Genomic DNA, 26,187 nt, shown 5'->3' with positions numbered 1-26,187 from the left:
GCGTCTTGTGGTTGTTGCGCCTACAAAACCGGCGTACGCCCGATGCTGAAATAGGCGAAACCCGCCTGCCCCATGCGCTCGGGCTGATAGAGATTGCGTCCGTCAAAGACCAGCGGAACCGTGAGCAATTCCCTGATTCGATCCAGGTTCGGGTTGCGGAACTGATTCCAGTCAGTGACAACGGCCAGGGCGTCCGCCCCGTCCAGCACTCCATACTGGTCGTCCAAGATCTCCAGACCCTCTATATGACCGATCTCCTCCCGGGCCCGATCGTTGGCCACCGGGTCAAAGGCCTTCACCTTCATGCCCAGCGCGGTCAGATCCTTGATGACCTCGGTGGCCGAGGCCTCACGGATATCGTCGGTGTTGGCCTTGAAGGCGATGCCCCACAGGGCCAGGGTCTTGCCTTCAACTCCACCCTGCGGCTCGAAATAAGCCCTGACCTTGTCGGCCAGGATATGCTTCTGGGCGTCGTTGACCTCGTCCACGGAGCGGATGAGCCGGGCGTCGTAACCGTGCTCGGCGGCTGTGCCGATGAGCGCCTTGACGTCCTTGGGGAAGCAGGAGCCTCCGTAGCCCACGCCGGGATATATGAAACTGTATCCGATGCGGCTGTCCGAACCGATGCCCGCCCGCACTTCGGCCACGTTGGCACCCACCCGCTCGCAGATGTTGGCCACCTCGTTGATGAAGGATATCTTGGTGGCCAGCATGCAGTTGGCCGCATACTTGGTCATCTCCGCCGAGCGCACGCCCATGACGATGAGCTTCTCGCGGCTGCGCGCGAACGGCGCGTACAGGGCCTTGAGCACCGCGGCGGAGTTCTCGTCCCCGGTGCCGACAATGACCCGGTCCGGCTTCATGAAGTCGTTGACCGCATCGCCCTCTTTCAGGAACTCGGGATTGGAGACCACGTCGAAATGAATGGACTCGCCGCGCTTTTCCAGTTCACCGGAAATGATGGCCCGGACGCGATCCGCCGTGCCCACAGGCACCGTGGACTTGTCCACCACGATCTTGGGAGCCGCCATCTTCAGGCCAATCTCGCGGGCCACGGCATCCACATAGCGCAGGTCGCAGGAACCGTCGTCGCCGCAGGGCGTGCCCACAGTGATGAAGACGACCTCGCTCTCGGCAATACCCTCGCCGAGGTCGGTGGTGAAGTGCAGCCGTCCCTGCTCGGTGTTCCGCTTCACCAGGTCTTCCAGACCGGGTTCGAAGATGTGGACCTTGCCGCTCTCCAGGGTCTCCACGACCTTGGGGTTGACGTCCACGCATATGATATTATTACCCATTTCGGCAAAGCAGGCTGCGGAAACCAATCCCACGTAGCCGGTGCCGACGATGCAAACGTTCATCTATGTTGTCTCCATGAATTGATTCAAAACGATTTCAGGCCTAGCCGATACCGTTAACACCCTGCCCCGTCAACATCATTGCAAAATGATACCCGATTGTCACAACTATTGCCATTCATAGTCATTAAGCTTAAACTTTGAAGATATCACGCTATTACCCACTTCGGAGGAAGAATACTATGCCGGTACTCGTTGTCAACGTCGATCATGTGGCCACCCTGCGCCAGGCCAGGATGGGGATCGAGCCCGAACCCGTCACCGCGGCCTACATGGCCGAACAGGCCGGAGCCACCGGCATCATCGTCCACCTGCGCGAGGACCGTCGGCACATCCAGGACAGGGACGTTCGCCTGATCAAGGAGACCTGCAACACGCGGCTCCACCTGGAAATGGCAGCCACGGACGAGATGCAGCGCATCGCTCTGAAAACCGAACCGGAGATGGTCTGCCTGGTGCCGGAGAAACGCCAGGAACTGACCACCGAAGGCGGTCTGAACTGCATTGGGCGGGAGCAGGAACTCAAGGACTTTCTCGCGCCCGTCCACGAAAAGGGCATCCGCGCTTCCCTGTTCATCGATGCGGACCCCAAGCAGATCGAGGCGGCCTCGGCAACCGGGGCCGAATTCATCGAAATCCACACCGGACACTATGCGGACGCCAAAAAAATCGATGCCCGCAACGTCGAACTGGAAAAGATACTCAAAGGCATTGTCCTGGCCAACGACCTTGGCTTGAAGGTCAATCTCGGCCATGGCCTCAACTACCGCAACATACTCAATTTCAAGGATGTCCCCGGCATCAAGGAATACTCGATCGGCCACGCCATCATGGCCCGCGCCATTTACGTGGGCATCGACCGGGCCGTCAGGGACATGGCCGAACTGATCCGCACCTTCGCGGACTAGGACGCATCATGATCAAGGGAATAGGACTCGATCTCGCGGAAATCGACCGCATCCAGGATTTATGGGACAGATTCGGGCAACGGTTCGCGCAAAAATTGCTGACCGAGGCCGAACAGGCCCAGTTGCCCGCCAAGTTCCCGGTCCCCCGCCTGGCCGCCCTGTTTGCAGGCAAGGAAGCGGCGGTCAAGGCTCTCGGCACCGGCTTTCGGGAAGGCATCGGGTTCCAAAGCATCGAGATTCTGCATCTGCCCAGCGGCAAGCCCGAGATCACCTTTCATGGTCGCGGCAGGGAGAAGTGCCGGGAGCTCGGCGTGACCGGGGCGCACATCTCCCTGACTCATACCCGTGACACCGCAGCCGCCACCGTGATACTTGAAGGATAGACCCCGAACCCCAGCCAGGAGACCTCATGCTTCTACCTCTGCCGACTCCCGACGAAATGGCCCTCTGGGACAGGGAAACCATTCAATCGGTCGGAATACCGGGCATCACCCTCATGGAGTCGGCCAGCCGGGAGGCGGTCACCGCCCTCGTCGAGGAGTACGGTCCGGTGGACGGCTGCGAAATCCACTGTTTCGCCGGACCCGGCAACAACGGCGGCGACGCGCTGGCCATGGCCCGTCATCTGACCGACCTCGGCGCGGACGTGACGGTCTTCCACACCCGACCCAAGAAGCAATACCGGGCCGAGACGCGCACCAACCTGCTCTGGGCTCAAAAACTGGACATCCCGCTCATCCACCTGGCCTCCGTCGACCTCGGCGCACTGCCCCAGCCGGACATCGTCATCGACGGCCTCCTGGGAACGGGGTTTGCGGGTGAACTGCGAAAAGATGTGCTGGCACTGGTCCGGACCATAAACCGCTTAGGGGAGCGCGCTTTCGTCCTGTCCGTGGACATTCCCTCGGGGCTGAACGGCCTGACCGGCACCCCCCAGCCCGAGGCGGTAAGGGCCGACGTCACAACCACCTTTCAAGTCCCCAAACTCGGCCTGGTCATGCCTGAAGCGCACGAATTCACAGGGCATGTCCATGTCTGTCCAATAGGCATTCCATTAAAAATACAGGAAGAACATCCGGTCAGACACCATCTGATCACCAGCGACATATTTCACGCCTTTCCGGCCCCGACGCCGTCCATGCACAAGGGCAAGGGCGGGCACCTGCTCATCCTCGGCGGCTCCGAGGGACTGACCGGCGCGCCCCACCTGGCGGCCATGGGTGCGCTCAGGGCCGGGGCCGGGCTGGTCACGGTGGCCTGTCCCGGCGGGCTGGCGGACTCGATAAAGGGAGGTTCGCCCGATATCATGACCCTGCCCCTGGAGACCGGGACCCATTGGTCGCCCTCCATGATGGAAATTCTGCTCCCCCACCTCCAACGCTTCGACGCTGCGGTAATCGGCCCCGGCATGGGCAGATCGTCCAACACCCCGGTTTTCGTCCTGTCCGTGGTGGCCGAGCAGGCCATCCCCATGGTCCTGGACGCCGACGCCCTGTTCAGCCTTGCCCGCTTCCCCAAGGTGGTAAACGAACTCAAGGAGCAGGCGGTGCTCACTCCCCATCCCGGCGAGATGGCCATGCTGCTCGACACTGACGCGGCAACAATCCAGGCCGACCGGCTCGGTGCAGTGGACCGATTCACCGAGAGATCGAACGGCACCCTGGTGCTCAAGGGTGCGGGCACGCTCATCGCCCGTCCGGGCATGACCTGCCTGAGCCCCTTTTCCGAACCCAACCTGGCCGTGGCCGGCTCCGGCGACGTGCTCTCCGGCGTCATCGGCTCCCTACTCGCCAGAGGCGTCGCTCCCATGGAGGCGGCCTGCCTGGGCGTGTTCTGGCACGGCATGGCCGGCCGCGCCCTGCAAGAAGACTATCCCCTGCGCGGCAACCTGGCGTCCGAAATCGCCGGGATGCTGCCCCACATCATACCATCCAACCAGGAGTAGATTATGCTTACAGCCAAAGACATCATGACCACGGATTGCATAACCCTGACCCCGGACACCGACATCGCCACGGCGGCCAAGGCGCTGCTCGACAATTCCATCAACGGCGCGCCGGTCATTGACGACGGGACCGTGGTGGGCGTGCTCTGCCAGTCCGACCTGGTCGCCCAGCAGAAAAAGATCACCCTGCCCTCCTTCTTCACACTGCTGGACGGCGTGTTTCCCCTCTCCTCCCACGAGGACTTGGAAAAGGAGATGACCAAGATCGCTGCCACCAAGGTGGGCGAGGCCATGACCCCCGCCCCCACCTTCATCAACCCGGGCACTTCCATCGAGGACATCGCCACCCTGATGGCCAACGAAAAGCTCTACACCCTGCCCGTCCTGGACAACGGCGCGTTGGTCGGCGTGGTGGGCAAGGAAGACGTTCTCAAAACGCTGCTGAAGGCATAGTAAGGCCGTGGAACTGCATCTCAAGGACACGGACGCGACCCTCAAGCTCGGACGCATTCTGGCCAAAAAACTGGCCGAAACCCCGAATCCGCCTGCATTGCTCTTGCAAGGCGAGCTCGGATCGGGCAAAACCACCTTGGTCCGGGGCTTGGTAGAATCCCTCCCCGGCGCGGCCATGGCGGAAGTCTCCAGCCCGAGCTTCAACATCTTCAACCTCTACCCGACCACCCCGCCGGTTGCCCACTTCGATCTCTACCGACTGGAGGGAATGGAGCCGGACGACGCGCTCTTCGAGTGCTTTGAGGACGATGAGGCGGTCACAGTGGTGGAGTGGGTGCAGTTCCTGGATCGTCGCTTGTGGCCCGGGGACGCACTTTTTTTGGAGTGGAAGCCTTCCGAGACTGGACGAAGCCTCGCTTTGCATGCAATGGGAGAGGCGGCGAATGGAATTCTCCATTCCCTGACTCCGGAATTCAACAAGATTTAGCTCAAAAGCAGATTGAACATGAACATCGTCGTACAAAAATTCGGCGGCACCTCCGTCCGCAACCTGGAATGCCAGCGGCAGGTCATGCAGAAGGTCCTGCGCCCCTACCGGGAAGGCAACAAGGTCATCGTGGTTCTGTCGGCCATGGCCGGTGAAACCAACCGCCTCCTCAGCCTGGCCAAGGAATGGTCGGACAACCCCGATCCCGCCGAGGCGGACTCCCTGGTCTCCACGGGCGAACAGATCTCCTGCGCCCTCTTTGCCATGCTCCTCAAGCAGCAAGGCGTGAAATGTCGCTCCGTGCTCGGCTTCCAGGCCCCGGTCAAGACCGACTGCGCATACGGAAAGGCCCGCATCGTGGACATCGACGAGACCAAGCTCAAGGCCATGCTCCACGAATATGACGTGCTGGTCGTGGCCGGATTCCAGGGCTGCGACGAAAGCCTGCGCATAACCACGCTGGGCCGCGGCGGCTCCGACACCTCGGCAGTGGCCCTGGCCGCCGCCGTCAAGGCCGATGTTTGTGAAATCTACACCGACGTGCCGGGCGTGTTCACCACCGACCCGAACATGTGCTCCGACGCCCGCAAGCTGGACAAGATCGCCTATGACGAGATGCTGGAAATGGCCAGCATGGGCGCCAAGGTGCTCCAGATCCGATCCGTCGAATTCGCCAAGAAATACAACGTAACCGTTCACGTCCGCTCAACTTTTTCCGATGAGCCGGGCACCATAGTCACGCAGGAGGATGAAAGCATGGAATCCGTTCTTGTTTCCGGGATTGCCTATGACAAGGATCAGGCCCAGATAACCCTCGTCCACGTCAAGGACCAGCCCGGCGTTTCCGCCCAGATTTTCTCCCCCCTGGCCGACCAGAAGATTCTCGTGGACATGATCATCCAGAACCCGTCCAAGGACGGCCTGACCGACATGACCTTCACGGTTCCCCGTGCCGACGTGGACCAGACCATCAAGATCCTGGAAAAACTGAAATACGAGATCGGCTACGAAGAGCTCACTCACAACCTGAACGTGTCCAAGGTGTCGATTATCGGCGTCGGCATGCGTAATCACTCCGGTGTCGCTTCCCGCGCATTCCGGGCGCTTGCCGATGAGAACGTCAACATCCTGATGATCAGCACGTCCGAGATCAAGGTCACCTGCCTGATCGACGACAAGTACACCGAACTGGCTGTACGCACACTTCACAAAGCCTTCAGCTTAGAGGAAGGCAACCATACCGAGTAGCCATAATGAGACACGTTACGATCTATGATACGACTTTACGCGACGGAGCACAGGCCGAAGAACTGAATCTGACCACCCAGGACAAGGTGCGCATCGCCCTCAAGCTTGATGAGCTGGGCATCCACTACATCGAAGGCGGCTGGCCCGGGGCCAATCCCACGGACCAGAAGTTCTTCGAAGAGATCAAGAAGCATCCCTTCAAAAACGCCAAGTTGACGGCGTTCGGGTCCACGCATCTTGCCCGGACCACGCCCGAGGCCTGCCCCAACCTGGCCGGTCTTTTGGCGGCGGAAACGTCGGTCATCACCATATTCGGCAAGACCTGGGATCTCCATGCCACCACGGCGCTCGGCATACCCCTGGAACGCAACCTGGAACTCATCGCCAACTCCGTGGCCTACCTCAACGAACGGGTTGACGAGGTCATCTTCGACGCCGAGCATTTCTTCGACGGCTACAAGCACAACCCCGAATACGCGCTGCAGGCCATCCGGGCCGCCCACGAGGCCGGCGCCGCTCGGCTCATCCTGTGCGACACCAACGGCGGCAGCCTGCCCAGCCAAGTGGCCGAGGCCGTCACAGAAGTGAAAAAGCACTTGCCGGACGCGAGTTTCGGCATCCACGCCCACAACGACTCCGAAGTGGCCGTGGCCAACTCCATCGAGGCGGTCCGCCTTGGCGCGTCCCAGGTCCAGGGAACGATCAACGGCTACGGCGAGCGGTGCGGCAACGCCAACCTCTGCTCTGTCATTCCCAACCTCGAGCTCAAAATGGGCATAGAAACCATCGGCCGGGACAATCTGTCGCGGCTTGTGGCAACCTCCCACTACGTCAGTGAGACGGCCAACCTGCGGCCCTTCCTGCGCCAGCCGTTCGTCGGCACCTCCGCTTTCGCTCACAAGGGGGGCATCCACGTATCGGCCATCATGAAGGACTCGAAGACCTACGAACACATCGAGCCGGAGGCCGTGGGCAACGAACAGCGCGTCCTGCTCTCGGACCAGGCCGGCAAGTCCAACATCCTGTTCAAGGCACGCGAGCTGGGATACGACCTGAAAAAGAACGACCCCACGGTGGACCGGCTGCTCAAGGAACTCAAGCTGAAGGAAAGCATGGGCTATGAGTACTCGGTGGCCGACGCCTCCTTTGAACTCATTCTCCTCCGCGCACTGGGCAAGCCGCTCGATTACTTCCACTTCCGCAACTTCTTCGTAGTTGACGCCAAGCGTGAGGAAGACGCCGAGCCCTTTACCGAAGCCACGGTCATCGTGGACGTCAAGGGGCAGCAGGAGCACACCGCTGCCACGGGCATGGGACCGGTCAACGCCCTGGACCGCGCCCTGCGCAAGGGACTTGAGCGGTTCTACCCCAACCTGGCGGACATCAAGCTCCACGACTTCAAGGTCCGCGTCCTGTCCGGGGCGGTCCGCGACACCGGCGGCACGGCCTCCTTTGTTCGAGTCCTGGTGGAATCCGGCGACAAGAACGAGCACTGGACCACCATGGGCGTCTCGCACAACATCATCGAAGCCAGCTGGCAGGCCGTTGTGGACGCCATCAACTACAAGCTGTTCAAGGACGAACACAAATAATCGATCGACATGCACGCAAAAAGGCCACCCGGATATCCGGGTGGCCTTTTTGCGTGCATGTCGTGAAAAACATCACTTCATGTTCGGCAATTGTCTTGCCGCCCACCTGGATGCCTTGAGATATTCGGTGGCCGCCTTGGTGACACAGGCCCCGTATCGACTCAGAAGCCCGTTGGCCATCTCCCAGTCGCCGCGTTCCACGGCAGCCAGCATCCGCAGACAATCTCCATATTCGTTGTCTGCACCGCACAACCCCTCCTTGAGATCGATGGCCAAAGGAATCCCCTCCAGCGCCTTTTCCATGGGGTGATCCAACAGGGCGTCGAGCATGGAGAAAAGCCCCAGCAAGAACATGGTCTCAGGCGTGTGTCTGCAGGCCTTGATGGTCGATGCCAGCCCGGAGAGGAACCGTGCGCGCTGCAAAGCCATGTATGCCAACTCCTCTCCGTTGGGCGTGGAATCAAGGTCGGTCATGGTCACCACCGTTGCCCAGTGCTTGAGCTCATCGAGTCCCAACAGGGAGATGGCCTGCTGAATGGATTTGATCTTGTTTTTCAGGCCGAAGGAGGCCGAGTTGATATACTGCAGGATGCGGTAACTCAGCGAAACATCCGACGCGATGATCCGCGCCAGCTCCTGCATCTCGCAGACCGGCGCCCCCAGTTCACGGAGCAATTGCAGCTTGGAGACCATGCTCGGCTGTAATTTGGCACCCTTCTCTATCCGGGGCTCCACGAAAAACGGGCCTTGGAAATAGTGGAACCCCAATGCCTTTGTCCCCTCGAAAGTCTCCCAATCAGGGATGTCGGTAGCCAGGAGCTTGCCGCTGAACTCCTTGTATCTCTTGCGAATGCCGACAATATCCGCCGGTGTTTTCCCGGCCAGGGAAACCTTGATTATGTCGCACTTGTCCATAACAGCGGCCCCGGATGGACCGTCGGCCTCCAGGGCGACGCTCCCACCCAGTTCGTGCGCCCGGTCGGCAAAGCCGGAGCAGGCCTGCGAACAAACGGCCCCCCCGCATATGCCGAACACGCATTGATCCCACTTCCGGGACCATGCGTCGTGCAACAAATCCTCGCTGTCGATGTTCAGGAACAGTTTCTTGCCGTCCCCGGGGCCGACACCGAGGGCGGCCAGTTTTTCCAACTGGCCGGAAACCAATCTCTTGAGCGACACGGTCCCGACGCCATCGGAAGACCACGGCTTGTCGGATACAAGCTCGTAGCCCCAGACGCTCCTGTCCCGCTTGAAAATCGGTCGTCTGACAATCATGCGCATCACATCCGTACTCAGGTCAGCAGCTTGCGCAGTATCCATACTCAGCCTCACAGCATTTCGGGAAATCGTCATTCCATTCAACTTGCAACACTCATTTGAAACAGTCATTTCAACACCTACTCCAACGAGACATGTACGTAAACATTGATTTTAGTTACGATTTTCAAATTACTGCATCAATTTACCTTATCCTTTAGTTTTATTAAGACTATTTTTCTTTTATTTTTTTCATGCCAGGGCAAAAAAAAGGCCGCCCCGCTTTCGCAGGGCAGCCATCTCGTCAATTTATCAGTGAAATTACAGCATTCCGGCGGCCTTCTTAGTCAGGCGCAGGAGCTGATTGGTGAAACCGGCCTCGTTGTCATACCAGATGATCAGCTTGAGCTGAGTGCCACCCATGACGCGGGTCAGGGCGCTGTCCACCACGCCGCCGAAGGTGGAGCCCATGTAGTCGATGGAGACCAGCGGCTCTTCGGAATAGCCCATGGAATCGTTGGCCGCAGCCTTGAGCGCGGCGTTGACTTCCTCGGCCGTGGCTTCCTTCTTCAGTTCGCAGACCAGATCAACCAGGGACACGTTCTGAGTGGGAACGCGAATGGCCATGCCGTCCAGCACGCCATTGAGTTCCGGGATGACCAGCCCCACGGCGCGGGCCGCGCCGGTGGTGGTGGGCACCATGTTCACGGCGCAGGCACGAGCGCGACGGATGTCCTTGTGGGAGCCGTCCAGGATGCGCTGGCTCATGGTGTAGGAGTGAACCGTGGTCATGATGCCGTGCTTGATGCCGTAGGTGTCGTTGATCACCTTGGCCAGCGGGGCCAGGCAGTTGGTGGTGCAGGAAGCATTGGAAATGATCTTGTGCTCGGGCTTGAGGGCTTCCTCGTTGACGCCGACGACCACGGTCACATCGGCGTCCTTGCCAGGCGCGGAGATGATCACCTTCTTGGCGCCGCAGGCCAGGTGCTTCTCGCAGCTCTCCCGGTCGGTGAACTTGCCGGTGGATTCGACTACGATATCGCATCCAAGGTCTCCCCAGGTCCATTCGCCCGGAGCGTTGCGGGTCACCTTGACCGGCTTTCCGGCCACCTTGAACCCGTCGGCGGTGGGTTCCACATCCATGAAACGACCATGGGCGGAGTCATATTTAAGCAGATGCGCCAGGTCCTCATTGGACGCTCGGGCGTTGACCGCAACCAGTTCCAAATCACTTTCACTCGCCAACAACCGGGTGAGATACCGACCGATACGTCCAAATCCGTTCAAACCTATGCGTGTTGCCATGGCAGCTTCCTCCTCTGCGTGAGCATTTTTTCAATATTCGAGTCTAGAGAGGCACAATACGTTTGCAATTATTATCCGTCAACGGAGTATCACATTCCCGCAGCTTTCAGGAGATTCAGCGCATCATGATCCGTGAAATCGAAATGCAACGGCGTCAGGGTGACGTGCCCGTCCGTGAGCAACGCCCGATCACGGTCCGGACTGATCCGCTCGGGCGGAATTGCACCGTCCAACCAATAGTACGGCCTGCCGCGCGGGTCCTTGCGCGTGTCGTACCAGTCCGTGTACGAGGCACGGGTGTGCGGGCACAGCACCAATTCCCCGGCTTCCTCAACAGGGCAATCAGGAAAATTGAGATTGAGCACGCATTTTCGGGGCAGATCCAGCCACGGGATTTTCGGCAACAACTCCGCAGTGAAACGGGCCTGGCCGCTCAGGTCCTCGGGATTGAAATTATCCATGGACACGGCCATGGCCGGAATCTCCATGAGCGCGCCTTCGGTGGCGGCGGACACGGTTCCCGAATAGAGGATATCCACGCCCACGTTGGCGCCCGCATTGATGCCGGACAGGACGAGATCGGGCTTGTCGGGCAGCAGCGTCGACAGGCCCAGCTTCACGCAGTCCACAGGCGTACCGTAGACGCCCTGCCCCACGAAGCCGTTCTCCTTGAACTGCTTGACCCGCACCGGCATGGACAAAGTCACGGCGTGTCCCACGGCCGACTGTTCGGTGACCGGGGCCACCACATGGACATCGTGCCCGGCATCCACCAGGGCAAAATACAGGGCGCGGAGCCCCACTGCCTGGATGCCGTCGTCGTTGGCCAGAAGTATATTCATCATTACTCCGCTCTGATGCGCTTCTTCAATTTGACAAGAGGAGTGAAATCAGGTTCATAACCATGGAGCGGACGAATCCGCGTTCACTCGGCAATCAATGCGACCATACGCGTATGGACCGGGTATCTCAACATCAATCCAATGGCAAGATACGTGGGAAAAAAGTCTCAACATATCCATGAAATGGCCCCCGGCCAACCGGTCGACGACCTCTTTCTCCTGGCCTCGGCCAACCAGGCGCAGTCCCGAAACGGCCCTTACTGGAACATCACCTTCCAGGATGCAACCGGCAAGATCGACGGCAAGATATGGAGCCCCAAGAGCCAGGACTACCCGTCCCTGGAACCCGGGCTCGTCGTGCGCGTCAAAGGTTTTGTCGAGAGCTATCGCGACAAGAGCCAGCTTCGGGTGGACCACATGGCCATCCTCGAAGCCGACGACCCCGATGTGGACCTGGCCGATTTCCTGCCCACCTCCTGCGTGCCTCCCGAAGAACTGATGGAGGCCGTCGAGGATTTGGTTACCGAGCACATGAAGCACGGGCCCTGGAAAAAATTCTGCAAGAAGGTCCTGGGCAACACGGAAATCCGAAGCCGGATGCTGACCGCGCCGGGTGCCAAGACCGTTCACCACGCATACGTCGGCGGCCTGCTCGAGCACACCCTCCAGGTGTCCCGCGCCTGCATGGCCCTGTGCGACGTGTATCCGGCCCTGGACCGCCAGACCCTGCTCGCAGGGGCCATCTTTCATGACCTCGGCAAGGCCTGGGAGTTGTCCGGCGGCCCGGCCAACGACTACACCGACGAGGGACGGCTGTTCGGCCACATCCAGATCGGCGTGGAAAAGCTCGAGCCGTTCCTGAAAAAGAGCAAGACCCTGGACGATGGCCTCAAGATGCACCTCAAGCACCTGATCACCAGCCACCACGGGGAACACGAGTTCGGCTCTCCGGTCCGCCCAAAGACGCCCGAGGCCTTCATCCTCCACTTCGCGGATAACATGGACGCCAAACTGAACATCATCGACCAGGCATACGCCGAAATGGACAAGACCGGGCAGGACTGGTCGCCCTACATGCGCTTTTTGGAGCGAAACGTTTATCGCCCTACGCAAACCCCTGACAAATCGAAAAAGAACAACGGCAAGCCGGAGAATCAATGTTTGTTACCTTTGAAGGCATAGAAGGCACCGGAAAGTCCACGCAGATCAAGAAGGTCAGGGAATACCTCGAATCCAAGGGCCGGGACGTGTTCCTCACCCTGGAGCCGGGCGGCAGCCGTGTGGGCAGGGAACTGCGCAAGATGCTCCTGCACGTGGACAACCGGGACATCACGCCCATCACCGAACTCTTTCTCTACCTGGCGGACCGGGCCCAGCACGTGGCCCAGGTCATCAGGCCCGAACTCGACGCGGGCAAGGTCGTGCTCTGCGACCGGTTCGCGGACTCGACCATCGTCTACCAGGGCTACGGACGCGGCCTGGACACCAAGACCCTCAGGGAACTCAACGAGGTGGCCGTGGACGGACTGTGGCCCGACCTGACCATCGTCCTGGACATCGACCCGGAAATCGGCCTGAAGCGGGCCATGCTGCGCAACATCGAGGACGGCAAGGCCAAGGAGGAAGGGCGGTTCGAGGCGGAACACATCTCCTTCCATAATAAAATCCGCGAGGGCTACCTCACATGGGCGGCCTTCAACAAGGACCGGATGCGCGTGGTCAATGCCGACAATTCGCCCGAACAAGTATTTGAACGCATTAAGGAAATTCTCGACGAACGCCTGGCTGCAATCGCCTGATCATTCCATCTTCACCGAACGAAAAGGAAAAAGACCTGCACTCCGTGCCGGTTTCTGCTACTGTGACATCTCAACGCCGACAAACAGCGTTTCGAGAGCCGAATGCCGATTGCCCACACACCACCTCGCAAACCCTGGCTGACCGTTTCCGCAATCACGGACACGGCCAAGTTCATCACCCTTGCCGGCTGCCTGATCTGGCTCCTGGCAGCGGGCACCCAACGGCTGGGGTACAATTGGCAGTGGTACCGCATCCCGCAATACCTGTGGCAGGTCACGGACCATGGATTCACCTGGGGCAACCTGCTCCTGGGGCTGGGCGTGACCCTGCAGATCACGGCCGTGAGCATGGGGTTGATGCTGGTCATCGGCATGGGAACGGCGCTGTTGCGCATGTCCAGGTCCTGGGCCGGACGCGGCGTGGCACGCACTTACATGGAACTGATCCGCAACTCCCCCCTGCTCATCCAGATATTTTTCATCTACTTCGTGGCCGCGCCCATCCTGGACATGTCCGCCTTCTGGGCCGCGGTCATCGCACTCAGCCTGTTCGAGGGGGCCTATGCGTCCGAAATCTTCCGGGCGGGCATCACCTCCATCGACACAGGGCAGTGGGAAGCGGCCAAGAGCCTCGGCATGGGGCCGTACGCCATGTACCGCCACATCATCCTGCCCCAGGCCGTACGCCGGGTGCTGCCCCCGCTGACCAGCCAGGCCGTCTCGCTGATCAAGGACTCGGCACTGGTCTCAACCATCGCCATCCTGGACCTGACTCAACAGGGACGGATGATCGATGCCGAAACCTTCCTGACCTTTGAAATCTGGTTCACGGTCGCCGCCATCTATCTGGCTGTCATACTGGCCCTGGCCGGCGCCGCCAATTATTTGGAAAAACGGTATAAAACCGTATAATAAACACCCTTCAACCCAAAGGAGACAACCATGACCATCTGGCGGGCAACCAAACTGGACGATACCATCATGATCGCCATCGAAGGAGTGTCGCACATCACCTGTGCCCAGGATTCCTGCAAATAATCACAACCGTTCCGGCGCGTCGCCGGATAAAGGAGAATTCGATGAAACCCATACGCATCTTTGTCGCCGTCACACTTTTCTGCCTGCTCGTCCTGCCCATGACGGGCTGCAGCCAGGCACCCCAAGAAACACAAAAAGCCGAAGCCGCCGACACCAAGGTCAGCCAGTTGGAAACCATCCTCCAGCGCGGCGTGATCAAGGTCGGCTTCGACACATTCAAGCCCTGGGCCATGAAGGACAAGAACGGCGACTACATCGGCTTCGAGATCGAAGTCGCCAAGCGTCTGGCCGAAGACATGGGCGTCAAGGCCGAGTTCGTGCCCACCAAGTGGTCCGGCATCATCCCGGCCCTGTTGACCGGCAAGTTCGACATCATCATCGGCGGCATGTCCATCACCCCGCAGCGCAACCTCAAGGTCAACTTCTCCGTGCCCTATGAATTCTCCGGCATGTCCCTGACGGCAAGCCGCAAGCTTGCCGGCGACCGTACCCGGATCGCCGACTTCAACACGCCCGACACCACCATCGCGGTCCGGCTCGGCACCACGGCGGCCGAAGCGGCCAAGAACTTCCTGCCCAAGGCCAAGATTCTTTTCTTCGACGAGGAATCCCAGACCATTCAGGAACTGCTCAACGAACGCGTCCACGCCCTGGTGGCCTCCAACCCCCTGCCCTTCAACCTGGCCAAGGAATACCCGGATCAGCTCTACCTTCCCGTCAAGGAAGACCTGACCCAGGAGCCCATATCCTTTGCCGTCAGGAAGGGAGATCCCGATTTTCTGAACTGGCTCAACAACTGGGTGCGCTTCACCTCAAGCAAGGGCTGGCTCCAAAACCGGTACGAGTACTGGTTCTACACCAACGAATGGGAAGACCAGATCCAGTAGAGCCGGTTTCTTGAATCGATCCACGAACACCAAACGCATTCCCATCACCTGGCTGGACGCCGCCATCCTGGCGGCGCTGGCCGGGGTGATCGGCTACGTCGCCTTCAAGGCGCTGACCGGGCTGAACTACCACTGGAACTGGGAGATCATCCCGCAGTTCCTGCTGCGCTTCGACGAGCCCGCACAATCATGGAAACCGGGACTGTTGACCCTCGGTCTGCTGACCACCATCCGGTTGAGCCTGTGGGCCGGAATTCTGGCCCTCCTGCTCGGCACCGTGATGGGACTGTTCAGGGTCAGCCCCAGCCTGTTCAAACGCCAGGTCGCCTCGGCCTACGTCGGGCTGATCCGCAACACCCCGCCATTGGTGCTGATCTTCGTCTTCTACTTCTTCATCGGCGACCAGATCATGACCCTGCTCAGGGTGGAGGACGCCATCTACGGGCTGTCCGACACGGCGCTGGAAGCCCTGAGCTGGCTCTTCGGGCCCATGAACCGCTTTCCCAGGTTCCTGTCCGCCCTGATCACCCTGGCCCTGTTCGAGGCGGCCTACATCGCGGAGATCGTGCGCGCAGGCATCGAGTCCGTTGACAAGGGCCAATGGGAGGCGGCGGCTTCCATGGGCATGACCCGTTTCCAAACCATGGTCCATATCGTCCTGCCCCAGGCCATGCAACGCATGTTGCCAGCCCTGGCCGGACAGTTTATATCTACCATCAAGGACTCGGCCATCGTATCGGTCATCTCCATCGAGGAATTGACGTTCCAGGCCCAGCAGCTCATGACGACCACCTATCGGAGCTTCGAGATCTGGACCACGGTCCTCGGCATGTATTTCGTGCTGACGTTCCTGTGCTCCCTGGCCGTCAGGAAATTGGAATTGACCATGAGAAGGGACTGATCTGTGCTTGAGTTGATTAAAAATTTCTTCACGGGAGCCGAAGACAGTCAATCCGACCGGTCGCCTGATTCCCGAAACCAACAAACGAGCTCACCGTTCGACCTGGAGGCCTTCAGAATGAATGATGTCAAGGTATTCGCACTCTCCACCTGCATCCATTGCCGCAACGCCAAGAAATACCTCGACGAATGCGGCGTCAAATACGAATGCGTCCATGTGGACGAGCTGACCGGCGACGAGCGCAAACAGGCCGTTGACGAGATCAAGAAACACAACCCGGCGGTCTCCTTCCCCACCATCGTCATCAAGGACAAGGTCGTGGTAGGGTATCACAAGGACAAGATCGACGCCGCGCTCAAGGGGGAATAGCCGTGGACGCCAAACAGCTCTTCGAAAGCCTGAAAAAACTCCAGGAGCCCAAAGGATACCATTTCAACGACGACATGGACATGACCATGCCGCTGCTTGAGAGCCTGCTCATCAACAAGGAACGGCTGGGCTACATGGCCTGCCCCTGCCGGTTGGCCAACGGCGAGATCGACGCCGACAGGGACATCATCTGTCCATGCACCTACCGCGAGGATGACGTGAAGGAGTTCGGCGCCTGCTACTGCGCCCTGTACGTGAGCAAGGAATACAACGACGGCACCATTGAAAAACAGGTGGTGCCGGAGAGGCGTCCGCCGGAAAAGATATTATTCTAGATTATCCCACAGATGAAAAAGGGCCGGAGAATCAGTCTCCGGCCCTTTCGCATTGTGTATACGGCAATGAATCATGACTGCGCCCTGGACAATGCCCTATCCAGGTCCTCGATGATGTCCTCGGCGTCTTCAAGTCCCACGGAAATGCGGATGAGGTCCTCAGGCACGCCTGCGGCCAGCTGCTCCTCGGGGGTAGACTGGCCGTGTGTGGTGGAGGCCGGGTGGATGACCAGGGTCTTGGCGTCGAGGATGTTCGCCAGGTGGGAACACAACTCAACGGAATTGATGAACTTGCGCCCCGCTTCCAGGCCGCCCTTGACGCCGAAGCCGAAGACCGCGCCCGGTCCGAGGGGGAAGGTGTTCTTGGCCCGGTCATTGTCGGGGTGGCTGGCCAGCCCGGCGTAGTTGACCCATTCCACGGCATAATGCGTCTCCAGGAACTCGGCCACCTTCTGGGCGTTCTCGCAGTGCCGGGCGGCGCGCAGGGGCAGGGTCTCCATGCCCTGGATGATCTGGAAGCTGTTCTGCGGGGAGATGGTCGCGCCCGTGTCGCGCAAGAGGCCGATGCGGACCTTGGAAGTGAAAACCGGACACGGTTTGCCTGACCCGCCGCCGAGCGCCTCCCACAGGTTGACGTTGTTGTAGGTCGGGTCAGGAGCGGTCAACTCGGGATATCTCCCGGATGCCCCCCAGTCGAAATCGCCCTTCTCCACGATGGCCCCGCCCATTGCGACACCGTGACCGCCGATGATCTTGGTCAAGGAATACAGGGCTATATCGCAGCCGAATTCGAAGGCATTGAAAATGGGCGGCGGAGCCACGGTGCAATCGAGCATGAACGGCAGGCCGTGGCTGCGGGCCACACCGGCGATGCCCAGCAGGTCGTCAACGTTGCAACGCGGGTTGCCGATGGCCTCGGAGTAAATCAACCGGGTATTCTCGTCGATGGCGGCCTCAAAATTGGCCGGATCGCTCGAGTCCACGAACCGGGCCTCGATGCCGAATCGTTTCAGGGTGTATTCGAACAGGGTCTGCGTGCCGCCATAGAGATTGGAACCGGTGACAATGTTCTGCCCGGCAGAGGTGACGGCGGTCACCGCGTAGAAGATGGCGGCCATGCCCGAGGCCGTGGCCACGGCTCCGGCACCGCCGTGCAGGGCGGCCAGCCGTTTTTCCAGCACGTCCGTGGTCGGGTTGTTGAGCCGGGTGTAGATGTACCCCGGCTCCTTCAGGGCGAACAGATTGGCCGCGTGCTCGGTGTCGTTGAAAAGATAGGCCGTGGTCAGATGAATGGGCACGGCGCGGGACCCCGTGGGGTCGGGAGTGTGCCCGGCGTGCAGGGCCAATGTATGGGGACCATAGCGCTTATCGGACATGGTCAGCCTCCTAAGAATTCGTATCGGACCGTTACAGAGTGAGGCATCCACGGCCCGTTGGCAAGAGGGTTAGCCAATGCAATTGGTTATAATTGCCATCAGTCGGGGGAATGGACGGGTCAGCCCTTGAGACCGGCCTCCCCGATCCAGGCGGCAAAGACCTCCTGGGCACGTATGCCGTAGGCCTCCTTGCGGAGCTTCTTCTTCATCTTCTTTTCCAGGCCGGGCATGAGGCCGAAATTGACGTTGGAAGGCTGGAACTCCTTGTCCGGTTCGGTGCGCAGATGGCCGAGCAGCGCACCCAGCGCGGTTTCACGCGGCGGCACGGCCACCTCCCGCCCGTTCAGCCGATGCGCCAAAGACAGGCCGAGCCACAGCCCGCAGGCCGCAGATTCAAGATACCCTTCCACGCCGGTGATCTGGCCCGCCAGATAGAAACCGGGGCGTTTCCTGAGTTGCAGGGTCTCGTCCAACGCCTGGGGCGCGTTGACGTAGGTGTTGCGGTGGATGGAGCCCAACCGCAGGAATTCGGCGTTCTCCAGACCGGGGATCATGCGGAAGATGCGTTTCTGTTCCGGGTACTTGAGCTTGGTCTGGAATCCCACCAGGTTGAAGGCGGTCCGGTCCTTGTTTTCCAGCCGAAGCTGGACAATGGCGAACGGCCGTTCCCCGGTGTTCGGGTCCGTGAAGCCGACCGGCTTGAGAGGGCCGAAGGCCAGGGTCATCTCACCCCGCTCGGCCATTGCCTCAACGGGCAGACAGGCCTCGAAATGCTTTTCCTTCTCGAACTCGCGGGGCTTGACCTTCTCCCCGTCGAGCAAGGCCTGGACAAACGCCTTGTATTCGTCCTCATCCATGGGACAATTGAGATAGTCGTCATCCTCGGGCTTCCAGCGCGATCCCCAGAATGCCTTGGAGTAATCAACGGAATCGGCGCTGATAATGGGCGCGATGGCGTCGTAGAAATACAACCTCGCGTCACCCACCGTCTGCATCAGGCTTTCGGTCAGGTCCACGCCAGCCAGGGGACCGGCGGCTATGATCACCGCGTCCCTGCCCGACAGTTCCTCGGCATCAAGGGAAGTGATCTCCTTGCGGACCACGGTGATGTTCTCGTGGGACTCGATTTTGCCGGTGATGTACTCGGAGAACAGCGCCCTATCTACGGCAAGCGCTCCGCCGGCAGGCACCTGCGTGGCGAAAGCCGCCTCCATGACCAGGCTGCCCAGCGCCTCCATCTCCTCCTTGAGCAGCCCGATGGCCGCCGCAGGCCCTGTGGCGCGGAAGGAATTGGAGCAGACCAGCTCGGCCAGGCCGTCTTCGGTGTGGGCCTCGGAACGCTTTTCCGGCTTCATCTCGTACAGCGTGACCGAAATCCCGGCCTGCGCCAGTTGCCAGGCCGCGTCGCATCCGGCCAATCCGCCGCCGATTATCGCTACTTCCGCCATTTCATATCCTTGGTATCGTTTACGTTCGCCGTGATATACCGTATATACGGACAAACCTGTGGATCATACATGACACAACGCCCTCTGCTCGACATACACAAGCTGACCACCTGCTTTGCTTCCCACCAGGGCATTGCCAAGGCGGTGGATACCGTCAGCCTTTCCGTAATGCAAGGAGAAACCCTTGCCGTGGTGGGCGAATCCGGCTGCGGCAAGACCGTGCTCGCCCTTTCCATACTCGGTCTTGTACCCGATCCGCCGGGCCGCGTCACCGAAGGTTCCATATCATTCAAGGGACAAGACCTCCTGGACCTGTCGGACAGCGAGCTGATGGAAATTCGCGGCAATCACATTTCCATGATCTTTCAGGAGCCCATGACCGCGCTCAACCCGGTGTTCCGGGTGGACGACCAGATCGCGGAACCGCTCAGGCTCCACCAGGGATTCAGCAAGGCCCAGGCCCTGGAAAAAGCGGTGGAGGCGCTCGACCTGGTGGGCATCCCCAATCCGGCCAAGATCGTCAAGTCCTACCCGCACGAGCTGTCCGGCGGCATGCGCCAGCGGGTCATGATAGCCATGGCCCTGGCCTGCAACCCGGACCTGCTCATCGCGGACGAACCGACCACGGCCCTGGATGTGACCATCCAGGCGCAGATCATCGACCTGATGAACGAACTCAAGGAGCGCATGGACGGCTCACTCATGCTCATCACCCATGACCTCGGCGTGGTGGCGCGCATGGCGCAGAAGGTGGCGGTCATGTATTCCGGCAAGATAGTGGAGTTCTCCGACGCCGCCGGCCTGTACGCCGAACCGCTGCACCCGTACACGCAGGGACTGCTCGCCTCGGTGCCAGTGCTGGGCAAAAAGACGCGCCTCAACCCCATTCCCGGCATCGTGCCGTCCATTTTCGACCTGCCCGAGGGGTGCCGGTTCCACCCTCGTTGCCCTAAATCATTTCAGAAATGCGCCCTCATGCTGCCCCCGCTCTTTGAGCCGAAACCGGGCCGCCAGGTCCGCTGTTGGCTCTACGAGGACTAAGCCCATGCCCCCTTTGCTCGAACTGATCAACGTCACCAAGCACTTCAAGGTGCGAAGCGGCATGCTCGGCCTCCAGGCCGGAACCGTCCGCGCCGTGGACGGTGTCAGCCTGACCGTGAACAAAGGCGAAACCCTGGGGCTGGTCGGCGAGTCAGGATGCGGCAAATCCACGCTCGCCAAGTGCATAATGGGCCTGGAAAGCGTGACCTCCGGCGAAGTGGTGTTCAAGGGCCGCTCCCTGTCCTCATGGGATGAAAAAAAGCTCCGCCGCAACATGCAGATGGTCTTTCAGGACCCATACTCCTCCCTCAACCCGCGCCAGAAGATCGGCTCCATCATCCGCGAGAGCCTGGACATCCACCACATCGGCACCAAAGAGGAACGCAAGGAAAAGGTCATCGAGCTCCTGCGCCTGGTTGGCCTGCGCCAGGAGCACGGGCAGCGCTACCCCCACGAATTTTCCGGAGGCCAGCGGCAGCGTGTGGCCGTGGCCCGGACACTGGCCCTGGACCCGGACCTGGTCGTCTGCGACGAGCCGCTGTCCGCCCTGGACGTATCCGTACAGGCCCAAGTCATCGGCTTGCTCAAGGATCTGCAGACCCGGTTCGACCTGACATACGTGTTCATCTCCCACGACCTGTCCGTGGTCAGCCACATCTCGGACACCGTGGCCGTCATGTACCTGGGCCGGATCATGGAGATCGGACCGAGCGAGACCCTGTTCGCCGACCCCAAGCACCCTTACACCAAGGCCCTGCTCTCGGCGGTCCTGTTGCCCGACCCGACCCGACAGGCGGAACGCATCGCGTTGACAGGCGACCTGCCCTCGCCCATGAACCCGCCGTCAGGCTGCCCGTTCCACCCCCGCTGCCCCGAGGCGTTCGACAAGTGCCGCCGGGGCCGCCCGAACCTCATGCCGCTCGACACAGGCGTCAAAACCGCATGCTGGCTGTACGGTTCGGAGTGACCCCTGTACCGCTGAAATTTCCGGGTATCTGTCACTGGACCGCCCATGCCTGTTCGGGCATGATTGCCAATACATTCAATCAAACTCGAAGGATACGTCATGATTAGCCGCGATGAAGCACTTACCCTGCTCAAGGAACACATCAAGGAACCCAACCTGATCAACCACAGCCTGGAATCCGAGGCCGTCATGCGCGGCCTGGCCGCCAAGCTCGGTCGCGACGTAGAGTTGTGGGGCGTCACCGGCCTGCTGCACGACCTGGACTATTCCACCATGGAAAATGAAAGCCGCCACGGCCTGGACACCGCAGAAATGCTCAAAGGCAAGCTCCCCGACGAGGCCCTGGCCGCAATTCGCCGCCACGCCTTCGAGATGAACGGAGCCGAATCTGCGGAAACCGAATTCGACTTCGCCCTGCGCTGCGGCGAAACCGTTACCGGATTGGTCCACGCCGGAGCCCTTGTCCGGCCCACCAAGATCGACGGCATGAAGGTCAAGAGCCTGAAAAAGAAAATGAAGGACAAGGCGTTCGCCGCTTCGGTCAACCGCGACTGTATCCGCGAATGCGACAAGATCGGCCTGGAGCTGGGCGAATTCCTGCAAATCGCCATCGGCTCCATCGTGCCCATCGCCCCGGAAGTGGGGCTTGCCGACCAATAGTTCCGGTTGCACGAATAGCGCATTTGTATTACTCCCTTTCCTGACTTAAATCGCGTGATTTCAGTGGAAAGGGAGTATTTTTTGGCTTTCAACGACGCACTCTTCGCCTCGGGCGATTCCTCCATACACCGCATTGATCCGCGCATCCGCCTCGCCAGCGGGGTCGCGGTCACCGTTCCGGTCGCCCTGCTGACCGCATCCCAGCCCGCGTGGCTTGCATTTGCCTTCGGCCTTCTGCTGGTGAAGATGGCCCGCCTTGATCTCATCCGGGTCATGCAACGGCTGGCCGTGGTCAACGTGTTCATCGCCTTTCTGTGGGTCTTCCTGCCATTTTCCCAACCGGGCGACGTGCTCTGGTCCCTGGGGCCGCTTCACGCCTCCAGGGAGGGCATCGACCTGGCCCTGCTGATCACGGTGAAGTCCAATGCGATCGTCCTGGCGCTCATGGCCCTGCTCGGCTCTATCCCGGTGCAGGACCTCGGCCCTGCCATGCAACGGCTCAAGGCCCCGGACAAGCTCTGTCACATCCTGCTTTTCACCTACCGCTACATCTTCGTCATTCACAAGGAATACATGACAATGCGCCAGGCGATGCGGGCACGCGGCTTCAAGCCGCGGACCAACAGGCACACCTATCAAACCTACGCCTGGCTGGTGGGAATGCTCCTGGTCCGCAGCTGGGATCGGGCAGAACGGGTACGCGACGCCATGCGCTGCCGGGGCTTCCGGGGCCGCTTCTATTCCCTGGCCCGGTTCGAGACCCGGACCCGGGATTACGGATTCCTCGCCGCATGCCTGCTCTTCACGGCGTTCATCATCTACCTCGAATTCACCAGCAAGGGGGCGCTATGAGCCACGCCGTCATCGAACTCATCGACATCAGCTACGCCTTCCCGGACCGCGACACGACCCTGGACGGTCTGTCCTTCCACCTGCACGAGGGGGAAAAGCTCGGCCTGTTCGGCCCCAACGGCGCAGGCAAATCCACCATGCTCCACATCCTCATGGGACTGATCGCCCCTGACAGCGGAGAGGTGAAGCTCTTCGGCACCCCCATGACCAACGCCAAGGAATTCGACCAGGCCCGTCTGCGCATCGGCTTCCTGTTCCAGAATTCCGACGACCAACTCTTCTGCCCCACCGTGCTGGACGACGTGGCCTTCGGTCCTCTGAACCAGGGGCTGACCAAGGAAGAGGCCGCCGCACGAGCCGCAGAGGCCCTGGAGACCGTAGGCCTGGCCGGTTTCGGTGACCGCGTACCCCACCGGTTGTCCGGCGGCGAAAAGAAGCTGGTGGCCCTGGCCACCGTCCTGGCCATGCAGCCCGAGGTGCTGGTGCTCGACGAGCCCACCACGGGGCTCTCGCCCGAGGCCAAGGACCGGCTGGCCGGTATCCTCGCCAACCTGGACATGGCCCGGCTCGTGGTCTCCCACGACATGGATTTTCTGTCCGAAACGGCAGACAGGCTGATCGCCATGCGCGACGGAAAAATCCGCCCGGGCGAACTCAAGCCGCATACCCATATCCACGTGCACGAGGAAGGCGACGTACCGCACCAGCACTGACCTCTGCCTGCGCAACACTCCTGCACACCAAAGAAATATCCGTGCCCCTCTTGGCATTGCTGGATAAAGTCCTATACTCTTTTCCGGCCCGCCAATCCCGGCTTGCCTGAAACCTCCCGTTCAACCGATGCCCAGAGACCTCACAGCCGACATGTCGCGCGCGCCGTACCGCACCATCTGGACCCTGGCCTGGCCCCAGCTCCTGATGATGCTGTTCCATTTTCTCATCGGCATGGCCGACGTCTGGGTGGCCGGGTACATCGACCGCGAGGTCCAGGCGTCCCTGGGCATCATCTCCCAATCACTGTTCTTCCTGCTGGTCGTGGCCATGGCCGTGGCCAACGGCGCAGTGGCCGCCATCAGCCAGTCCCTCGGCGCGGGGCTGTTCATGCGCGTCAAGCGCTATGTCGGGCTCTGTCTGATCCTGGCCGTCCTGCTGGGCGGCGCATTCACCGTTGCCGGGCTGCCGCTCAAGCAGCTCCTGCTGGCGGCCCTCCAGGTGCCGGAGAAGATGCGGCCCGTTACCGAATATTTCCTTGAAGTCTACCTGGTCCTGCTGCTGCCCTACTACATACTGCTCATCACCAACGCCATCTTCCGGGCGCGCAAGCAGGTCATGTACCCGCTCTATTCCATGATCCTGGTCACCGCGCTGAACACCGTGCTCGACCTGGGCCTGGGCCTGGGCTGGTGGGGCATGCCGAACATCGGCTTCAAGGGGCTGGCCTGGGCCACCTTCGGCTCCGTATCCGCCGGCGCCATGCTCAACCTTTTCGTCCTCTCCCGGCAGGGCGTGCTCCGTCGCGACAGTTTCGCGCCCTGGAGATGGGTGAAACGGGCGCTGCCCTACCTGATCAAGGTTGCCTGGCCGTCCGGCCTGATGCAGATCGTCTGGCAGTCCGGGTATCTCTTCCTGTACGCCATCACCGCCAGCCTGCCCTGGAACCCGGTGAACGCCCTGGCAGGCATGGCCATCGGCCTGCGCATCGAAGCCCTGCTCTTCCTTCCCGCCTTTGCCTTCAACATGACCGCATCCATCCTCATCGGCCATTATCTCGGTGCGCGCCAACCCGAAGAAGCCAGGAAATTCGGCTTCCGCATCCTGCGCATCGGGCTGATTTCCATTTCGATTTTTGCCATCGCGGTCTGGCAGTTCATCGGGCCGTGGGTGGACCTGCTCACGCGCGACGCGGCCGTGGCCGCACAGGCCGTGAACTATCTGAAGTGGAATATGCTGGCCATCCCATTCACCCTGACCTCCATGATCCTGGCCGGGGTATTCAACGGAGCCGGGGCGACCCTGCTCAACATGGTCATAATGGGTGCGGCCACCTGGGGCATCCGGCTGCCGCTGGCATACGGCCTCGGGCATCTGTTCCTGCAGAACGCCGAGGGTATCTGGATCGCCATGTTCGCCTCCCAGATCGTCCAGTCCTCGGTTCTGTTCTATGTCTTCACCTTCAAAAACTGGCAACGTTTCGCTATGGTCAAAAGCCGAAACGGCCATACCCGATAAGGATTCCTCATGTCTTTGACTTTCGAACCGATCAGCCTCGACAGGCAAAAGGAATATCACGACTCCCTCGAAGGGTGCCCCCAACTCATGACCAGCGACTTTTCGTTCGCAAACGTCTACGGCTGGGCGGACCACTACGGCCTGGAGTGGGCGTTCAACAAGGGGTTGTGCTTCATCCGCCAGACCAAGCCCGAGACGGTCTACTGGGCTCCCGTGGGCCCCTGGGAGAACTACAATTGGGCATCCTGCGGGGCCATGCGCGAAACGGGACGCTTCATCCGCGTGCCCGAAGCCCTGACCCGCATGTGGTCCATCGCCTTCGGCAACAACATCGTCATAGAGGAAAGCCGCGAGCACTGGGACTACATCTACGCCGTCGAGGAATTGATCTCCCTCAAGGGCAAGAAATTCCACAAGAAAAAAAACCTGCTCAACCAGTTCAAGAAAAACTACCTCTACCAGTACGAACCCATGGCCCCGGAGTGCGTCGAGGAAGTCCTCGAGATGCAGGACGAATGGTACAAGTGGTACGAGGAAAACAACCCGTCCGAGGCCCTCAAGGCGGAAAACCACGCCATCACCCGCGTGCTGCACAACATCGACCAGATCTGCGGGCTCATGGGCGCGACCCTGCGGGTGGACGGCAAGGTCATCGCCTACACCGTCGCCGAACCCCTGTGCGAGGACTCCCTGGTCATCCACTTTGAAAAGGGCGACATACGCTACAAGGGCGTCTACCAGGCCATCAACCAGATGTTCCTGGAAAACGAGGCCGCCGAATATACCAACGTCAACCGCGAACAGGACCTGGGAGACGAGGGGCTGCGCAAGGCTAAGTTGTCCTACAACCCCGTATTCTTCCTGAAAAAGTTCGAGGCAACAATCCTATAGGT

General features: G+C 60.5%; 27 protein-coding genes. 21 read left to right on the top strand and 6 right to left on the bottom strand.

Annotation, left to right across the window (positions count from 1 at the left end; all coding sequences use genetic code 11):
• Window positions 1-20 precede the first annotated feature (20 nt).
• Window positions 21-1,358 (bottom strand): UDP-glucose dehydrogenase family protein, encoded by a 1,338-nt coding sequence (locus OO730_RS00565; protein WP_264982637.1) that lies wholly within the window; start codon window positions 1,356-1,358, stop codon window positions 21-23.
• 179 nt (window positions 1,359-1,537) lie between these two features.
• Between OO730_RS00565 and OO730_RS00560 the strand changes: the two genes are divergently transcribed.
• Genes OO730_RS00560 through cimA form a run of 7 tightly spaced genes read left to right on the top strand, consistent with a single transcriptional unit; the run spans window position 1,538 to window position 7,988 of the window.
• The gene (locus OO730_RS00560; RefSeq protein ID WP_264982636.1) at window positions 1,538-2,263 is read left to right on the top strand and encodes a pyridoxine 5'-phosphate synthase; all 726 of its coding nucleotides are present in this window, start codon (window positions 1,538-1,540) and stop codon (window positions 2,261-2,263) included.
• Between the two features lie 8 nt (window positions 2,264-2,271).
• Window positions 2,272-2,646 carry a holo-[acyl-carrier-protein] synthase gene (locus OO730_RS00555; RefSeq protein ID WP_264982635.1) on the top strand — a complete coding sequence of 125 codons (375 nt, stop codon included), beginning with the start codon at window positions 2,272-2,274 and terminating at the stop codon, window positions 2,644-2,646.
• Window positions 2,647-2,672: 26 nt separating this feature from the next.
• Window positions 2,673-4,208: an NAD(P)H-hydrate dehydratase gene (locus OO730_RS00550; protein ID WP_264982634.1), complete on the top strand. Its 1,536-nt coding sequence runs from the start codon at window positions 2,673-2,675 to the stop codon at window positions 4,206-4,208.
• Between the two features lie 3 nt (window positions 4,209-4,211).
• A complete protein-coding gene (locus OO730_RS00545; protein WP_264982633.1) occupies window positions 4,212-4,661 on the top strand; it encodes a CBS domain-containing protein in 450 nt (149 codons plus the stop codon).
• A 7-nt stretch (window positions 4,662-4,668) separates the two neighbouring features.
• Window positions 4,669-5,148, top strand: coding sequence for a tRNA (adenosine(37)-N6)-threonylcarbamoyltransferase complex ATPase subunit type 1 TsaE (gene tsaE, locus OO730_RS00540; protein WP_264982632.1), 480 nt, complete (start codon window positions 4,669-4,671; stop codon window positions 5,146-5,148).
• An 18-nt stretch (window positions 5,149-5,166) separates the two neighbouring features.
• Window positions 5,167-6,396 carry an aspartate kinase gene (locus tag OO730_RS00535; RefSeq protein ID WP_264982631.1) on the top strand — a complete coding sequence of 410 codons (1,230 nt, stop codon included), beginning with the start codon at window positions 5,167-5,169 and terminating at the stop codon, window positions 6,394-6,396.
• 5 nt (window positions 6,397-6,401) lie between these two features.
• Entirely contained in the window at window positions 6,402-7,988 is a 1,587-nt protein-coding gene (cimA, locus tag OO730_RS00530; RefSeq protein WP_264982630.1) for a citramalate synthase, read from the top strand.
• A 72-nt stretch (window positions 7,989-8,060) separates the two neighbouring features.
• Here cimA and OO730_RS00525 read toward each other — a convergent pair whose 3' ends face one another.
• From OO730_RS00525 to surE, 3 genes are all read right to left on the bottom strand, one after another.
• Window positions 8,061-9,263: an EAL and HDOD domain-containing protein gene (locus OO730_RS00525; RefSeq protein ID WP_264982629.1), complete on the bottom strand. Its 1,203-nt coding sequence runs from the start codon at window positions 9,261-9,263 to the stop codon at window positions 8,061-8,063.
• A gap of 303 nt (window positions 9,264-9,566) precedes the next feature.
• The gene (gene gap, locus OO730_RS00520; RefSeq protein ID WP_264982628.1) at window positions 9,567-10,550 is read right to left on the bottom strand and encodes a type I glyceraldehyde-3-phosphate dehydrogenase; all 984 of its coding nucleotides are present in this window, start codon (window positions 10,548-10,550) and stop codon (window positions 9,567-9,569) included.
• Window positions 10,551-10,639: 89 nt separating this feature from the next.
• Window positions 10,640-11,392, bottom strand: a complete 753-nt coding sequence (gene surE / locus OO730_RS00515; RefSeq protein ID WP_264982627.1) for a 5'/3'-nucleotidase SurE — start codon at window positions 11,390-11,392, stop codon at window positions 10,640-10,642.
• A gap of 183 nt (window positions 11,393-11,575) precedes the next feature.
• On the opposite strand from surE, the gene OO730_RS00510 reads away from it, so the two are divergent.
• From OO730_RS00510 to OO730_RS00480, 7 genes are all read left to right on the top strand, one after another.
• Window positions 11,576-12,574 carry a 3'-5' exoribonuclease YhaM family protein gene (locus OO730_RS00510; protein WP_264982626.1) on the top strand — a complete coding sequence of 333 codons (999 nt, stop codon included), beginning with the start codon at window positions 11,576-11,578 and terminating at the stop codon, window positions 12,572-12,574.
• Entirely contained in the window at window positions 12,550-13,191 is a 642-nt protein-coding gene (gene tmk, locus OO730_RS00505; RefSeq protein ID WP_264982625.1) for a dTMP kinase, read from the top strand. Before OO730_RS00510 ends, tmk begins: the two co-directional genes overlap by 25 nt.
• Window positions 13,192-13,293: 102 nt before the next feature.
• On the top strand, window positions 13,294-14,103 hold the full coding sequence (locus OO730_RS00500; RefSeq protein WP_264982624.1) for an amino acid ABC transporter permease: 810 nt from the start codon (window positions 13,294-13,296) through the stop codon (window positions 14,101-14,103).
• Between the two features lie 167 nt (window positions 14,104-14,270).
• Entirely contained in the window at window positions 14,271-15,116 is an 846-nt protein-coding gene (locus tag OO730_RS00495) for a transporter substrate-binding domain-containing protein (RefSeq protein ID WP_264982623.1), read from the top strand.
• A 10-nt stretch (window positions 15,117-15,126) separates the two neighbouring features.
• Window positions 15,127-16,017 (top strand): amino acid ABC transporter permease, encoded by an 891-nt coding sequence (locus OO730_RS00490; protein WP_264982622.1) that lies wholly within the window; start codon window positions 15,127-15,129, stop codon window positions 16,015-16,017.
• Between the two features lie 117 nt (window positions 16,018-16,134).
• Window positions 16,135-16,386, top strand: coding sequence for a glutaredoxin family protein (locus tag OO730_RS00485; RefSeq protein ID WP_264982621.1), 252 nt, complete (start codon window positions 16,135-16,137; stop codon window positions 16,384-16,386).
• A gap of 2 nt (window positions 16,387-16,388) precedes the next feature.
• A complete protein-coding gene (locus OO730_RS00480) occupies window positions 16,389-16,721 on the top strand; it encodes a ferredoxin-thioredoxin reductase catalytic domain-containing protein (protein ID WP_264982620.1) in 333 nt (110 codons plus the stop codon).
• Window positions 16,722-16,792: 71 nt separating this feature from the next.
• Here the strand turns inward: OO730_RS00480 and OO730_RS00475 are convergent, their stop codons facing one another.
• Together OO730_RS00475 and trmFO are read right to left on the bottom strand one after the other, a co-directional pair.
• On the bottom strand, window positions 16,793-18,097 hold the full coding sequence (locus OO730_RS00475) for an O-acetylhomoserine aminocarboxypropyltransferase/cysteine synthase family protein (RefSeq protein WP_264982619.1): 1,305 nt from the start codon (window positions 18,095-18,097) through the stop codon (window positions 16,793-16,795).
• 119 nt (window positions 18,098-18,216) lie between these two features.
• Window positions 18,217-19,545, bottom strand: coding sequence for a methylenetetrahydrofolate--tRNA-(uracil(54)-C(5))-methyltransferase (FADH(2)-oxidizing) TrmFO (trmFO, locus tag OO730_RS00470; protein ID WP_264982618.1), 1,329 nt, complete (start codon window positions 19,543-19,545; stop codon window positions 18,217-18,219).
• A 69-nt stretch (window positions 19,546-19,614) separates the two neighbouring features.
• Here trmFO and OO730_RS00465 point away from each other — a divergent pair, with 69 nt between their 5' ends.
• The 7 genes from OO730_RS00465 (at window position 19,615) to OO730_RS00435 (ending at window position 26,185) form a co-directional block, all read left to right on the top strand.
• Window positions 19,615-20,586, top strand: a complete 972-nt coding sequence (locus OO730_RS00465) for an ABC transporter ATP-binding protein (RefSeq protein ID WP_264982617.1) — start codon at window positions 19,615-19,617, stop codon at window positions 20,584-20,586.
• A gap of 4 nt (window positions 20,587-20,590) precedes the next feature.
• Window positions 20,591-21,553, top strand: a complete 963-nt coding sequence (locus tag OO730_RS00460; RefSeq protein ID WP_264982616.1) for an ABC transporter ATP-binding protein — start codon at window positions 20,591-20,593, stop codon at window positions 21,551-21,553.
• A 99-nt stretch (window positions 21,554-21,652) separates the two neighbouring features.
• Window positions 21,653-22,213 carry an HD domain-containing protein gene (locus OO730_RS00455; RefSeq protein WP_264982615.1) on the top strand — a complete coding sequence of 187 codons (561 nt, stop codon included), beginning with the start codon at window positions 21,653-21,655 and terminating at the stop codon, window positions 22,211-22,213.
• An 81-nt stretch (window positions 22,214-22,294) separates the two neighbouring features.
• The gene (gene cbiQ / locus OO730_RS00450; protein WP_264982614.1) at window positions 22,295-23,065 is read left to right on the top strand and encodes a cobalt ECF transporter T component CbiQ; all 771 of its coding nucleotides are present in this window, start codon (window positions 22,295-22,297) and stop codon (window positions 23,063-23,065) included.
• A complete protein-coding gene (locus OO730_RS00445) occupies window positions 23,062-23,778 on the top strand; it encodes an energy-coupling factor ABC transporter ATP-binding protein (RefSeq protein WP_264982613.1) in 717 nt (238 codons plus the stop codon). Before cbiQ ends, OO730_RS00445 begins: the two co-directional genes overlap by 4 nt.
• Before the next feature lie 127 nt (window positions 23,779-23,905).
• Window positions 23,906-25,294, top strand: coding sequence for an MATE family efflux transporter (locus tag OO730_RS00440; RefSeq protein ID WP_264982612.1), 1,389 nt, complete (start codon window positions 23,906-23,908; stop codon window positions 25,292-25,294).
• Between the two features lie 9 nt (window positions 25,295-25,303).
• Entirely contained in the window at window positions 25,304-26,185 is an 882-nt protein-coding gene (locus OO730_RS00435) for a DUF2156 domain-containing protein (protein WP_264982611.1), read from the top strand.
• Window positions 26,186-26,187 lie beyond the last annotated feature (2 nt).

This window comes from Pseudodesulfovibrio portus, from assembly GCF_026000375.1.
Classification (GTDB): Bacteria; Desulfobacterota; Desulfovibrionia; order Desulfovibrionales; family Desulfovibrionaceae; genus Pseudodesulfovibrio; species Pseudodesulfovibrio portus.
Note: the sequence above shows the minus strand (reverse complement) of the source record. Positions and strands in the feature narration are given on the sequence as shown.

What these genes read in the sequence shown, in the direction of transcription:
- OO730_RS00565 (WP_264982637.1), bottom strand. Translation starts at nt 1,358, where the DNA reads ATGAACGTTTGCATCGTCGGCACCGGCTACGTGGGATTGGTTTCCGCA.
- OO730_RS00560 (WP_264982636.1), top strand. Translation starts at nt 1,538, where the DNA reads ATGCCGGTACTCGTTGTCAACGTCGATCATGTGGCCACCCTGCGCCAG.
- OO730_RS00555 (WP_264982635.1), top strand. Translation starts at nt 2,272, where the DNA reads ATGATCAAGGGAATAGGACTCGATCTCGCGGAAATCGACCGCATCCAG.
- OO730_RS00550 (WP_264982634.1), top strand. Translation starts at nt 2,673, where the DNA reads ATGCTTCTACCTCTGCCGACTCCCGACGAAATGGCCCTCTGGGACAGG.
- OO730_RS00545 (WP_264982633.1), top strand. Translation starts at nt 4,212, where the DNA reads ATGCTTACAGCCAAAGACATCATGACCACGGATTGCATAACCCTGACC.
- OO730_RS00535 (WP_264982631.1), top strand. Translation starts at nt 5,167, where the DNA reads ATGAACATCGTCGTACAAAAATTCGGCGGCACCTCCGTCCGCAACCTG.
- cimA (WP_264982630.1), top strand. Translation starts at nt 6,402, where the DNA reads ATGAGACACGTTACGATCTATGATACGACTTTACGCGACGGAGCACAG.
- OO730_RS00525 (WP_264982629.1), bottom strand. Translation starts at nt 9,263, where the DNA reads ATGATTGTCAGACGACCGATTTTCAAGCGGGACAGGAGCGTCTGGGGC.
- gap (WP_264982628.1), bottom strand. Translation starts at nt 10,550, where the DNA reads ATGGCAACACGCATAGGTTTGAACGGATTTGGACGTATCGGTCGGTAT.
- surE (WP_264982627.1), bottom strand. Translation starts at nt 11,392, where the DNA reads ATGAATATACTTCTGGCCAACGACGACGGCATCCAGGCAGTGGGGCTC.
- OO730_RS00510 (WP_264982626.1), top strand. Translation starts at nt 11,576, where the DNA reads ATGGCCCCCGGCCAACCGGTCGACGACCTCTTTCTCCTGGCCTCGGCC.
- tmk (WP_264982625.1), top strand. Translation starts at nt 12,550, where the DNA reads ATGTTTGTTACCTTTGAAGGCATAGAAGGCACCGGAAAGTCCACGCAG.
- OO730_RS00500 (WP_264982624.1), top strand. Translation starts at nt 13,294, where the DNA reads ATGCCGATTGCCCACACACCACCTCGCAAACCCTGGCTGACCGTTTCC.
- OO730_RS00495 (WP_264982623.1), top strand. Translation starts at nt 14,271, where the DNA reads ATGAAACCCATACGCATCTTTGTCGCCGTCACACTTTTCTGCCTGCTC.
- OO730_RS00485 (WP_264982621.1), top strand. Translation starts at nt 16,135, where the DNA reads ATGAATGATGTCAAGGTATTCGCACTCTCCACCTGCATCCATTGCCGC.
- OO730_RS00475 (WP_264982619.1), bottom strand. Translation starts at nt 18,097, where the DNA reads ATGTCCGATAAGCGCTATGGTCCCCATACATTGGCCCTGCACGCCGGG.
- trmFO (WP_264982618.1), bottom strand. Translation starts at nt 19,545, where the DNA reads ATGGCGGAAGTAGCGATAATCGGCGGCGGATTGGCCGGATGCGACGCG.
- OO730_RS00465 (WP_264982617.1), top strand. Translation starts at nt 19,615, where the DNA reads ATGACACAACGCCCTCTGCTCGACATACACAAGCTGACCACCTGCTTT.
- OO730_RS00460 (WP_264982616.1), top strand. Translation starts at nt 20,591, where the DNA reads ATGCCCCCTTTGCTCGAACTGATCAACGTCACCAAGCACTTCAAGGTG.
- OO730_RS00455 (WP_264982615.1), top strand. Translation starts at nt 21,653, where the DNA reads ATGATTAGCCGCGATGAAGCACTTACCCTGCTCAAGGAACACATCAAG.
- OO730_RS00445 (WP_264982613.1), top strand. Translation starts at nt 23,062, where the DNA reads ATGAGCCACGCCGTCATCGAACTCATCGACATCAGCTACGCCTTCCCG.
- OO730_RS00440 (WP_264982612.1), top strand. Translation starts at nt 23,906, where the DNA reads ATGCCCAGAGACCTCACAGCCGACATGTCGCGCGCGCCGTACCGCACC.
- OO730_RS00435 (WP_264982611.1), top strand. Translation starts at nt 25,304, where the DNA reads ATGTCTTTGACTTTCGAACCGATCAGCCTCGACAGGCAAAAGGAATAT.